Here is a 12,190-nt window from a genome sequence, read left to right on the forward strand (position 1 = left end):
CATGAAGACTCGACTCATCGGAGCCATTCTCGCGATCGTGCTCGCGGTCGCGGGAACCGTCGTGCTCATCGGCTACGTGCGCGGTGCGGATGCGCGGGCAGCGGCCGGCGCTGAGCTCGTGCCGGTCTATCTCGTGCAGAAGCAGGTTCCCGGCGGGACTCCCGCCGAAGAGCTCTCCGCCTACCTCACCACGGCCGAGCTACCGGCGTCCGCGGCTGCGCAGGGCCGGGTGATCGATCTCCGTGACCTGGCGGGCCTCGTCGCTGACGTCGAGCTCGAGCCGGGCGAGCAGCTGCTCGCCTCACGCTGGGTCGACCCGGCCGAACTGGCGGCCCAGGGTGACGTGGCCGTTCCGGTCGGCATGCAGGCCGTGACGATCGCCTTGCCCGTCGAACAGGTGGTCGGCGGCACGGTGAAGGCCGGCGACACCGTCGGCGTCGTGATCGCGGCCACGATCAAACCCGCGGGGAGTGGCGACGAGGTGTCGCTGACCAGGCAGGCGTTCCACCGCGTGCTCGTGCTCTCAGTGCAGCCGGGCACGGTCGTCGCCCCGAACACCGACGGGGCCAAGGCGCCGAGCGATCCCGTGAGCGCGCTCATGATCACCCTCGCGCGCAGCACCCCCGATGTCGAGACCCTGGTGTGGGGCCAGCAGTTCGGAACGATCTGGCTCACGCTCGAACCGGAGGGCGCCGACGAAAGCGGTTCCCGCTCCGTCGATGGAAGCATCGTGTTCCCGTGAGCTCCATGCTGCTCGTCACCAGGAGCCATGAGTACGAGGCCCGGCTCGGCTCGTTGCTGGGCGAGTCGTTGACCACCGTCCTCGGTGCGACGCTCATCGTCGGGGCCGATGTCGTCCTCCACCAGGTGGAGGCTCTCAGCCCGCCCGATTTCGCGTTTCTCGGGCCGTTCCTCAGCTATGAGGATGCCCGCGAGCTCTCGTGCGGGCTGACCGAGCGTTATCCGGGGGTCGGCATCATCCTCGTGCACGAGAGTCACGCCGTCATCGAGGAATGGGTGTCGGAGATGCCCGTGCACGCCGTGCTCAGCCCGACGGCCGATGACGCCGCCGTGACCGAACTGCTCGACCGGCTGCGGTCCTTCCTCGGCCAGCAGCGTCGCGACGGGCCGGATAGCGGGGCACTGGACCCCGCGCACGATCGGGGTGCACCGGGAGCGGGCGTCGAACCGATCGTTCCTGGTCCAGCGATCGATCTCGCAGCGGGGGCGCCGCACCCGGGTGCGCGGCTCGCGCTCTTCGAGCCGCCGAGGCTGCCGGAGCCCGTCGAACCGGTCGCGCCTGTCGAGACCGTCGCGCCTGTCGAGGGGGAGCGGTCGCACATCATCGCGGTGGTGTCGCCGAAGGGCGGACTGGGCAAGACGACCGTCGCGACCAATCTCGCCGTCGGCCTCGCCAGGGCCGCGCCCATGTCTGTGGTGCTCGTCGATGCGGACATGCAATTCGGCGATGTCGCGACGGCGCTCGGCCTCGAGCCGGCGCACACCCTGCCCGACATGGTGAGTGGTGCCGCGACGGTGGACACCATGGTGCTCAAGACGTTGCTCACGAGACATCCCTGCGGCTTCTACGCGGTATGCGGCTCGGAATCGCCCGCGGACGGCGACCGGGTCAGCGGGGAACAGCTCGAGCAGCTCATCCGTCAGCTGGCCGGCATCTTCCGCTACGTCGTGATCGACACGGCACCGGGTCTCGGCGAGCAGACTCTCAGCGCACTCGAGATGGCGAGTGACGCGATCCTGCTGTGCAGTCTCGGCGTGCCGAGCCTCAGGGGGCTGCGCAAGGAACTCGCCCTTCTCGCCTCGATCGGACTCCTGCCTCCCGCCCGCCACATTGTCCTCAATTTCGTCGATCGCATGAGCGGTCTCTCCGAACGCGACGCTGAAGCCGTCATCGGGGTGCCCGTCGACATCGCGATCCCCCGCTCGGCCGCCGTGCCCCTGTCGACGAATCGCGGCGTTCCACTGCTGCAGGAGGGGTCGCGGGATCCGGCCGCCAAGGCGCTCGCCCGGCTGGTGACGCATTTCGAGCACGGTGCCGTGCGGCGCGAGCGAGGTCTGCAGAAGAAGGTGGTCGCATGAAGCTGACGGATCGCATCGACGCCGCCCGTGGTGTTCCTCCGCGGCATTCGACGGTCGAGACCGTCGCGACCGGCCTGGTCCTTCCCTCTGCGGGAAGCTCCGTCGACTCCGTGGCATCTCCGCAGACGACGCCGCCGACCGGCGGAGAATACGCAGGGATCTCGCCTGCCACGGCGTCGGCCTCGGTGCAACCGCCGCCCCCGGTTCAGTTGCCGGCCTCGGGGCACGCGCCCTCGGGCGAGCTGCCCGGAGCGAGACCTGAAGAGCGGTTGAGCCGCCGAGCCGCGGTGCGCGCCGTGACGGAGCCCGTGTCGGGCCGCTCCCCGGCGGAAAGCCCGGAGCGACCGGAGCCGCAGCAACCGTTCGACGCGCTCGCCGAGCTGAAGGAACGGGCGGCGCAGGAGCTCTTCGTGCGCATCGGCGCACGCATGAACGACTCGAGCCTCACGGAGGAGAAGCTGCACGCCTACGCGCGCGCCGAGCTGTCGCAGATCGTCACCGAGGAGCAGGTTCCGCTGAGCTCCGACGAGCGTGCTCGCCTGATCCGCGAGATCGGGGCCGACGTCCTCGGCTACGGGCCGCTCGAGACGTTCCTCGACGACGAGCAGATCACAGAGATCATGGTCAACGGGCCCGAGCAGATCTTCGTGGAACGCGGAGGCCGTCTGCAACTCAGCGGTGTCCGCTTCACGAGCGAGGCGCAGCTCCGCCGTGTCATCGAGCGCATCGTGTCGAAGGTCGGTCGCCGGATCGACGAGTCGTCTCCGCTCGTCGACGCCCGCCTCGCAGATGGCTCGCGCGTGAACGCCGTGATCCCGCCACTCGCGGTCAACGGGTCGGCTCTCACCATCCGCAAGTTCGCACGCGAGCCCTTCACCGTCGACGACCTGGTCGCCTTCGGCACGATGAGCCAGGACATGGCCGACATGCTCGAGGCATGCGTCAAGGCCCGGCTCAACATCATCGTCTCCGGCGGCACGGGCACGGGCAAGACGACCCTGCTGAACGTGCTCTCCTCCTACATCCCGCGCGACGAGCGCATCGTCACGATCGAGGATGCGGTCGAGCTGCAGTTGCAGCAGGACCACGTGGTGCGTCTCGAGTCGCGACCCGCGAACATCGAGGGCAAGGGCGAGATCACCATCAGGGACCTCGTGCGCAACTCCCTCCGCATGCGCCCAGACCGAATCGTCATCGGCGAGTGTCGCGGCGGGGAGAGCCTCGACATGCTCCAGGCGATGAACACCGGTCACGAGGGTTCACTGTCGACCGTGCACGCGAACTCTCCGCGCGATGCCATCGCCCGCCTGGAGACCCTCGTGCTCATGGCGGGGATGGACCTGCCACTGCGCGCCATCCGGGAGCAGATCACCTCGGCGGTCGACGTGATCGTCCAGATCACCCGGCTCAAAGACGGCACGCGCCGGGTCACCCACGTCACCGAGGTGCAGGGCATGGAGAGCGACATCGTCACCCTGCAGGACGCGTTCGTGTTCGACTACTCGGCTGGCGTCGATGCGGCGGGGCGTTTTCTCGGATACGCCGCTGCGACGGGGGTGCGTCCACGGTTCGCGGACCGCTTCCGCGAACTGGGCATCACCCTGTCTCCGAACGTCTTCCAGGCGCCGCTGACCGCACGGATGACGCGATGAGTGCGCTCGTGCCCTACGCCGGAGTCGCGCTCGCACTCGTCGCGCTGCTCGTGCTCGTGTTTCTCGTGATAGCGCCGCCGCCTCCGCGCGTCGCGCTCGAGCGTCGCAGAGCACCGGGGGTCGTGCAGGTGTCCACACTGTCGCGCGTGGCGGATCGCGCCACGGCGACGATCGACGGCGTCATCGGCAAGCGCAGCGGCACGTTCTTCGGTGCCGCGCGACTCGAAGAGGCGGGACTGTCCGTGACGCCGTCGTCCTTCGTGCTCCTCGTCGGCTGCGCCGCGATCGTTCTCGCCGCGTTCGGCCTCGCGCTGGCAGGAGGAACGATCTGGACGATCCCCCTCATGCTGCTCTTCGCGGCTCTGGCCCCGCTGGGGGCGAGGATTCTGCTCTCCGTGTGGACGCGTCGTCGCCGCGCGAAGTTCGCCGATCAGCTCGAAGACTCGCTCACGGTGCTCGCCGGTGGCTTGCGCGCCGGCCACAGCCTGCTGCGCGCCGTCGACGCGGTGTCGCAGGAGACCGATCCGCCGCTCGCCGATGAGTTCGCCCGGATCATGAACGAGACGAGGATCGGACGTGATCTGGGCGATGCGCTCGACTATACCGCGATGCGCATGAGGAGCGACGACTTCCAGTGGGTCGCCCAGGCGATCGCGATCAACAGGGAGGTCGGCGGCAACCTCTCCGACGTGCTCGACCAGGTCGGCCGCACGATCAGGGAACGCAACCAGATCCGTCGCCAGGTCAAGGCGTTGAGCGCCGAGGGGAAGATGTCCGCGATCGTGCTCATCCTCCTGCCCATCGGCGTATTCGCATTCCTGCTGCTGACGCAGCCGGGGTACTTCGCCGGTTTCTTCACGAGCATCTGGGGTGCCGTCGCACTGCTCGTCGCCGGTGTGCTCCTGATCGTCGGCTCACTCTGGATGATGGTCGTCGTCAAGGTGAAGTTCTAGGGGCGGGGATGCCGCAACTCGTAGCCATCATCGCCGCCGCCGCCGTCGCCGGCGGGTTCGGAGCGCTCGTCGGCATCCTCGTCGGGGGAGGGCGCTCGCGCAGCGCCGCTTCGGCCGGGAATCCCGCGGTCCCCGACGCTCCGACGCTCGTCGACGACGGCACCCGTCGCAGGCGGAGCGGCGGACTGAGCGGACTCGCCCCGCGCGGCTACCTCGGAATGCTCGACCGGCAGCTCGTTCTCGCTGGCCGGCCCGCCGGATGGACCATCGACAAGATCCTCATCGTCAAGCCCGTGCTCGCTGCGGTCGGCGCGCTGCTCGCATTCTGGTGGATCGGCGCAGATCCGGTTGCGCTCAGGTTTCTGCTCGGCGGCCTTCTCATCCTGTTGTGCTTCTTCGTTCCCGAGCTCCTCGTCTACAGTCGCGCGCAGGAGCGGCAGGCGGGCATCCAGGATGCGCTGGCCGACACTCTCGACCAAATGACGATCTCGGTCGAAGCGGGCCTTGGCTTCGAATCGGCGATGGCGAAGGCGGGCACGAACGGCAAGGGACCGCTCGCCGAAGAGCTCATCCGCACTCTCCAGGACATGAGTATCGGCCGCTCCCGCAAAGACGCCTATCACGCGCTCGCAGAACGGACCTCGTCACCCGATCTGCGTCGCTTCACCCGTTCCGTCATTCAGGCGGACATCTACGGCATCGCCATCGCAGACGTGCTGAGGGTGCAAGCGGGGGAGATGCGGATCAAGCGACGTCAGCGCGCCGAGGAACAGGCCATGAAGGTTCCGGTCAAGGTGATCTTCCCCCTCGTCTTCTGCATCCTCCCCGTGTTGTTCATCGTGCTGCTCACCCCCGCGGTACTCGGCATGATCGCCGCGTTCGGCTGACCCGGCGCACGCCGCTCGCGGTCCTGCTCCGCCGAGGGCGACTCCACGTTCGGCGCGAGCGAGCGATCGGGGAACGACGCGACATTCTCCGTCGTGAGGATGACGCCCGTTCGGCGACACCGCTGGTAGGAAGGACCCAGGGGCATAGCGGATGCTCCAGATGGGACGGGCCGTGAAACGCACACTGCGAGCATCCATCGGAGCGGCGGTCGTGGCGACGGCCGTGATCCTGGGAGCGGCTGTCGGCCCGGCCGCCGTCGCCGCGCCGACGTCGGCACCGCTGACTGCGGCCGACGCCTCTGTCTGGCTCGACGGCCAGATCAGCACGTTGCTCGAGCGGGAGGGGATTCCCGGAGCGGTCGTGAGTGTCGTGCAGGGTGGTCAGGTGCTCGTGCAGGCCTCGTACGGCGTCGCCGATCCGAACAAGCCTGCCGGTGGCGACAACCGGCTCGACCCCGCGGGGAGCGTCGTGCGCGCCGCCTCCATCTCGAAGCTCTTCACGACGACGGCCGTTCTGCAACTCGTGCAGGCGGGAACCCTCGCCATCGACACGCCCATCGGCGACTACCTCGACTTCACGGTTCCCACCCGCTTCGACACCCCGATCACGCTCCGGCACCTGCTCAGCCACACGGCGGGCTTCGAAGAGCGCGTGACAGGATCGGCGCCGACCCGGGAGAGCGCGCTGGTCCCGCTCCGCTCCTATCTCGCGACCGACCCGCCCGAGCAGATCTTCGAACCGGGAACGACCCCTGCCTACTCGAACTACGGCCTCGAACTCGCCGGGTACATCGTGCAGAAGACGAGTGGGCAGCCGTTCGAGGACTACGTGCGGGAGCACGTGCTCACTCCGCTCGGAATGGGGTCGTCGTCGTTCGCTCAGCCGTTGTCGGCAGAGCTCGGTGCACGGGTCGCGCCGGCTGTGATGGATGCCGCGGGAACACCGAGCCCCTTCGAGTTCCTCAACGGAGCGCCATCCGGCGCGCTCAGCACCACTGCAGAGGACATGTCCCGTTTCATGCTGTTCTCCCTCGGGCAATCCCCGTCGGGAGCGGCCGTGCTCAGCCCCGAGAGCCTATCGTTCATGCGGCAGCCGGCCCTCGGCGATGGGCAGCTGGGCGAGCTCGCCCTCGCGCCGCACATGGCGCTCGGCTGGCAGGACTGGAGCCGCAACGGCCGCCAGGTGCTCGGCCACGGCGGCGATCTGCTCGCATTCCACTCCGCCGTCGAGATCTTTCCCGCTGACGGTGCAGGAATCTTCGTCGCGGTGAACGGCCCCGGCCGCAACGGCGACTCGATCCCGGCCTTCATGGTGGCCGTCATGAACGGTTTCGCCGACCGCTATTTTCCGGCGGATGCCGCAGCAGCGGTGCCCGGGGGGCAGAAGACGGCCGCCGCCCACGCCGGGCTCGTTGCCGGCCACTACGAGGTCTCCCGCACGATGCGCAGCACCTTCGGACGACTGCTCGGCCTCCAGTACCAGGCGCAGGTCGCCGTTGGGCCCGGCGACACGCTCATGGTGTCGATCCCCGGTCAGGAGCCGATGCGGTATCAGGAGGTCGCACCGTGGTTGTGGCAGGAGGTCGGCGGCCAGGCGACGCTCGCCGTGCGGGTCGTCGACGGCGCCGTCGATGCGATCGGCGTCGACTCGACGATGTCGCTCGTGCCCATCGATCTGCCCAGGAACAGCACCTGGGCCGTTCCGCTGCTCCTCGGCGCCCTCGGCGTGGTCGCCCTCACCTTCGTCTTCTGGCCGATCACGGCGATCTTGCGCAGTCGCCACGACATGGAACTCGAGCTGAGCGGGCCGAGCCGTGCCGCGCGGGCGCTGACCGGGGTCGCCGTCGTCGCGGCAATGCTCGCCGCCGTCGGCTGGACGCTCGGTCTCGGGATGATCATCGGCTCGCCGGTGTTCATCCGCGTGCTGCAGGGGGTGACCCTCGTCGCTGTGCTCGGCGTCATCCCTGCCGTCTGGAACTTCATCCAGGCTGCCCGCAAGAGGCGCGGCTTCGGCCCGACGGTGTGGGCGCTCCTGCTTGTGCTCTCCTTCGGCATCCTGGCGTTCTACGCGGTGTGGTTGCGGTTGCTCTGGCCCGACATCACGGTCTGAGCCTTCGTTCCGCACCGAGCTGACGCGAAACGCTGCTGCCCAACGCCTGGAAGAGACGCCTGGAACCCTGGAAGAGGACGCCTGGAAGAGCAGGTGGCGTCGTCTCGGCGTCTCCTGCCGGGGGCGGCCTGCCGCAGGTCGAGCGCTGCCGGTCGTGCCTGCTCCGGTGGCTGAGCTCGCCTGCGTCGGCTGAGCCTATCGAGCCCCCTCGCGACTGAGTTCTTTCACTCCAGAGGTTTCGATAGGCTCGGCCAGCGGTGGTGGTGTGCTTCAGCCGGCGGGGTGCCCCAGATCGTGGTGCGCCTCAGCGGCCGAGCAACTCCCGCACCGCCTGCTCGAACACGTCGTGGTGTGTTTCAACGTCGGCGATCGTGGTCTGCGGGCACATGAGAGCCATGTTGTGGAACGGCGTCAGGAGGATGCCGCGGTTGGCCAGGTAGAGGTGCAGGAAGTCTTCGAGCTCGCCGTCGGCCGAAGCAGCGGCGTCCGTGCCGTTCCTCGGATACGGTGTTGCGAAGCGGTATTCCGCGCGGGCGCCCAACTGGTTGATCGACCATGGCAAGCGGTACTCGTCGATCACCCGCTGGACACCGTGCGTAAAGACCGTTGCGGTCTCGATCATGACCTCGAATGCGGAATCCGTCAGCACCTTCTCGAGCGTTGCGCGCATGGCGGCGACGGATAGCGGGCTGCCGGCCAGCGTTCCACCGACCCCGCCCATGTCGACGAGGTCGAGATCGTCACGGGCCAGGATACTCTCGGCCAGCTCGCCGGAGAGCCCATAGGCGCCGCTCGGGATGCCGCCGCCGATCGCCTTGCCGATCACGACGATGTCGGGCTCGAGCCCCCACGCCTTCGTCGCCCCGCCCGGCCCGGCTGAGAAGGTGTGCGTCTCGTCGATGAGAAGCAGCGTGCCATGCCGTCGTGTGAGTTCGCGCACGGCCTCGTGGTAGCCGGGATCCGGCAGCACGATGCCGATGTTGGTGAGCGCCGGCTCGATGAGCATCGCCGCGACATCTCCGTGTCTCAACTGGTTCTCGAGGCCTTCGAGGTCGTTGAACTCGGCGACCCTGCTGGTCTTCGTGACCTTCACAGGAGCGCCGACATTGCCAGGGCGGCTCATGCCCTCTCCGTCCGGTCCGACGACGATGAGGGATTCGTCGACGCTGCCGTGGTAGCAGTAGCTGTGGAACAGGATCTTCGGTCGGCCGGTGAGAGCACGCGCGAGACGGATGGCCCACCGGTTCGCATCCGTTGCCGTGAGAGAGAAGCTCCACACGTCCATGCCGAAGCGTCGGGTGAGTTCCGCTCCCACCCACTCGGCGTCCTCGGTGGGCAGCATCGTCGTGATGCCGCCCTGTTCGAAGATGCGGTGGCCGACGGCGTCGACGACGGGAGCCGCGGAATGGCCTGCCATAGCCCCTGTGTCGCCGAGCGCGAAGTCGATGTATTCGTGTCCGTCGATGTCGGTCACGCGATTGCCGCGTGCTCCGTGGATATAGAGGGGAAACCCGCCGGCCTTCTTGTTCATCCACGTCATCGGCACCCGGCCGAAGAGGTGGCTCGCATTCTCGTAGGCGGCTGCCGAGCGCGGGTTCCGTTCGGCGAAGTTTCTCCGCTCGCGCTCGAAGAGTTCGGCCAATCGGGCTCTATCGATCACCTGTGTTCCCCAGTCTTCATTGAATCGAGGATTGCCTCGGCCTCGGAAAAGCCCATGGCCGGCGGCTTGATGCGGAAGAACCGGATGATCACCGCGAGGGAGACCGGCCCGAGCGCAATCCACGACAAACCTACGATGAACGTAGTGGCAGACAGCGACGTTCACAACCACACGGTGGGCCCCCTCCCCCGCGAGACTGCATGAATCGTCAAAAAGAGGCCTCTATTCGACGATTCATGCAGTCTCGCGGGCAGTTCATAGTGGACAAGGGCAGAATCGAACACGGGGGGCAGAGTCGAACACGGGGGCAGAATGGAGCAGATCATGCGGGAAGACATCGAACAGAGCAGGATGCGTGTCAACAGGCGGCGGGCGCTGGGCCTCGGCGGCACGATCGGGTTGGGTGCTCTGCTCGCCGCCTGCGCGCCGAACAGGGACGGCGCGACTGGTGGAGCATCCACCGAGCCTGCGACGCCCACTCCCACGGCGACCGACGGCAATGCGATCGCGCCGACGACGGCATCCGGCGCCGACCTCGTCGCGAAGCTGGACACGATCGGCGCGTGCCGTCTGACCCCGGAGGAGACCCAGGGGCCGTACTATTTCGACGTCGACGCGATTCGGAGCGACATCCGCGAGGGTCGCCCCGGCACCCCGGTGACTCTCGCGCTGCGGGTCTACGACGCGTCGTGCACGCCGATCCCGAACAGCGTCGTGGAGATCTGGCATTGCGACGCAGGCGGGGTGTACTCGGGTTTCGAGGTAGCCTCGGGCGGCGGCGCACCGGGTGGGCTGTCCGGCGGCGATGTCTCCGACGGCTCCTACAGCTCCGGGGTGAACGAGTCGACACCAGCCGACGACGGCACCTATCTGCGCGGCGCCCAGGTCGCGGATTCGAACGGAATCGTGCAGTTCCAGACGATCTGGCCGGGATGGTACCGGGGGCGTACGGTGCACATCCATCTCAAGGCGCACGTCGACAAGGTGAACGTGCTGACCTCGCAGCTCTACTTCGACGACGCGCTCAACGACGCCGTCTTCGCCACCGTGCCATACGACGCACATCCCGGTCGCGACACCTCCAACGACACTGACGGCATCTACGAGCCGAGCGCCCTGCTCGCCGTGGAACAGGCCAGCACCGGATACCTCGCCTACGCGAATCTCGGCATCGAGCTCTGAGCCGCCGCGCCAACGCAACTGCACGCATGCCGACGACCTCGGTCTGCGCGTTGCGGGGCCCTTCTCCCAACCGGCCCTGTGGCGCCGCTCACCGGAAGTTGACGAACTGGAGCGCGACGTCGAGGTCCTTGCCCTTGAGCAGCGCCATCGTGGCCTGCAGGTCGTCGCGGCTCTTCGAGGAGACCCTCAGTTCGTCGCCCTGGATCTGGCTCTTGACGCTCTTGGGAGCCTCGTCGCGGATGATCTTGCTGATCCTCTTCGCGTTCTCCGAATCGATCCCGGCCTTCAGGGACGACTCGATGCGGTACTCCTTGCCGGAGGCGAACGGGTCTCCCGACTCGAGGCTGCGTAGTGAGATGCCACGCTTGATGAGCTTGGCCTCGTACACCTCGAGGATCGCTGTGACGCGCTCTTTGCTGTTGGCCTTCATGAGCACCTTGTCGCCGCTCTGTTCGATCGAGGCGCCGACGTTCTTGAAGTCGTAACGCTGGGCGACTTCCTTCTGAGCCTGATGGAGAGCGTTGTCGGCCTCCATCTGGTCGACCTTGGAGACGATATCGAATGTGGAATCTGCCATGGCAGTAGCCTAACCGCGCATGCGTGGCGCGGTAGAGTGCCCGACACCCACGGGACCGTCGGCCGCTCTCTCACGACGGGAGGCCTTCGGCAGGAGGGGAGGATCTATTCCCGTTCATGAGGCCTCCTGAGCCAGGGAAGTCCTCCCGTCGTGAGTAGATCCACCGTGCGCGAGGAAGTTCTCCCGTCGCGAGCAGTTCCTCCCGTCGTGAGTAGGCGAGGTGCCAGCGGCGCCCGGCCGTCGAAAGAGACGACACGCCGCCATTCCGCTCCGCACGTTGATCATGTCGAGGACACCCGTACTTCAGCGGTTCTTCGCCTCGATGTCACCGTGTGGCTCGACGCTTACCGCATCACACTGTTCGCAATCAGCGACATCCGGATACCCGTCCGAGGCCCTAGCCTCACCCACCTGTCTCACCCGATCGCTGTGGAGCCCGATGCATACCCCGCCGAGGATCGAGTTCTCCATGTTCCGGTCCGACCAGGACCCGACCCTGTTGGCCTGGCGCCGATTCCGAGATCAGATCGACGTGCCTGCCCGAGGCACGGCACCCGTCGTCGAGCGGAACGTGCGCGGCATCAGCCGGGCGTCCTCGGTCGTCGGCGACTCCGAGTGCGGAGTGTGGCGTCTGCTGGCGTCGAACAACCGCGAGGTGGCGCGCAGCGCCCGCGCCTACCGGAGCTTCATCGGAGCGCGCGACCACGTGCATCGTCTGCAGGATCTCGTCGACGAGATGGTCGTCGTCACCCTGACCGGGCGCGCCACGGGAACCTATGGATGGTTCGTGCAACTGCACGGCATCGCCATCCTGACCTGCAGTCGCTGGTATCCGGCCGCATCGTCGAGCGTCGAGGCATCCCTCGGCTCGCTCGCCCTGCTGCGCATCGCCGTCGTCGCCGAGGAGTCCCGCCGCCTCCCTGGGGCGCGTCGGCATGTCGGCACGGGAACCAGGGAGCGCGGTGTGGCGTGGTAGCGGGCGGCGAAACGCGGGCGCTCGACGTGGCAGAGGTCGTGGCCGAGACGACGGAGGCCTCGGAAACAGCCCGGGCCCCAGAGCAGAACGTGC

General features: G+C 67.7%; 10 protein-coding genes. 8 read left to right on the top strand and 2 right to left on the bottom strand.

The window, feature by feature from the left end; genetic code table 11:
- The first annotated feature begins 1 nt into the window (after position 1).
- From cpaB to ACFQB0_RS11210, 6 genes are all read left to right on the top strand, one after another.
- The gene (gene cpaB, locus ACFQB0_RS11185) at positions 2 to 742 is read left to right on the top strand and encodes a Flp pilus assembly protein CpaB (protein WP_386731403.1); all 741 of its coding nucleotides are present in this window, start codon (positions 2 to 4) and stop codon (positions 740 to 742) included.
- 5 nt (positions 743 to 747) lie between these two features.
- Positions 748 to 2,100, top strand: a complete 1,353-nt coding sequence (locus tag ACFQB0_RS11190; RefSeq protein ID WP_386731561.1) for an AAA family ATPase — start codon at positions 748 to 750, stop codon at positions 2,098 to 2,100.
- Positions 2,097 to 3,752, top strand: coding sequence for a CpaF family protein (locus ACFQB0_RS11195; RefSeq protein ID WP_386731405.1), 1,656 nt, complete (start codon positions 2,097 to 2,099; stop codon positions 3,750 to 3,752). The genes ACFQB0_RS11190 and ACFQB0_RS11195 overlap by 4 nt, the downstream gene beginning before the upstream one ends.
- Positions 3,749 to 4,705, top strand: a complete 957-nt coding sequence (locus ACFQB0_RS11200; protein ID WP_386731408.1) for a type II secretion system F family protein — start codon at positions 3,749 to 3,751, stop codon at positions 4,703 to 4,705. The genes ACFQB0_RS11195 and ACFQB0_RS11200 overlap by 4 nt, the downstream gene beginning before the upstream one ends.
- A gap of 8 nt (positions 4,706 to 4,713) precedes the next feature.
- Positions 4,714 to 5,592 carry a type II secretion system F family protein gene (locus ACFQB0_RS11205; RefSeq protein WP_386731410.1) on the top strand — a complete coding sequence of 293 codons (879 nt, stop codon included), beginning with the start codon at positions 4,714 to 4,716 and terminating at the stop codon, positions 5,590 to 5,592.
- 172 nt (positions 5,593 to 5,764) lie between these two features.
- Complete coding sequence (locus ACFQB0_RS11210; RefSeq protein WP_386731412.1) at positions 5,765 to 7,702, top strand: serine hydrolase domain-containing protein; 1,938 nt, start codon at positions 5,765 to 5,767, stop codon at positions 7,700 to 7,702.
- Between the two features lie 304 nt (positions 7,703 to 8,006).
- Here ACFQB0_RS11210 and ACFQB0_RS11215 read toward each other — a convergent pair whose 3' ends face one another.
- Positions 8,007 to 9,362 (bottom strand): transaminase, encoded by a 1,356-nt coding sequence (locus ACFQB0_RS11215; protein WP_386731415.1) that lies wholly within the window; start codon positions 9,360 to 9,362, stop codon positions 8,007 to 8,009.
- Between the two features lie 324 nt (positions 9,363 to 9,686).
- On the opposite strand from ACFQB0_RS11215, the gene ACFQB0_RS11220 reads away from it, so the two are divergent.
- Positions 9,687 to 10,544 carry an intradiol ring-cleavage dioxygenase gene (locus ACFQB0_RS11220; protein ID WP_386731417.1) on the top strand — a complete coding sequence of 286 codons (858 nt, stop codon included), beginning with the start codon at positions 9,687 to 9,689 and terminating at the stop codon, positions 10,542 to 10,544.
- Between the two features lie 88 nt (positions 10,545 to 10,632).
- Here the strand turns inward: ACFQB0_RS11220 and ACFQB0_RS11225 are convergent, their stop codons facing one another.
- Complete coding sequence (locus ACFQB0_RS11225; RefSeq protein WP_386731420.1) at positions 10,633 to 11,121, bottom strand: YajQ family cyclic di-GMP-binding protein; 489 nt, start codon at positions 11,119 to 11,121, stop codon at positions 10,633 to 10,635.
- A gap of 469 nt (positions 11,122 to 11,590) precedes the next feature.
- Here ACFQB0_RS11225 and ACFQB0_RS11230 point away from each other — a divergent pair, with 469 nt between their 5' ends.
- Positions 11,591 to 12,097 (top strand): hypothetical protein, encoded by a 507-nt coding sequence (locus ACFQB0_RS11230; protein WP_386731422.1) that lies wholly within the window; start codon positions 11,591 to 11,593, stop codon positions 12,095 to 12,097.
- The last annotated feature ends 93 nt before the right edge of the window (positions 12,098 to 12,190 follow it).

It is taken from the genome of Luethyella okanaganae (assembly GCF_042660285.1).
Taxonomy (GTDB): Bacteria; Actinomycetota; Actinomycetes; order Actinomycetales; family Microbacteriaceae; genus Luethyella; species Luethyella okanaganae.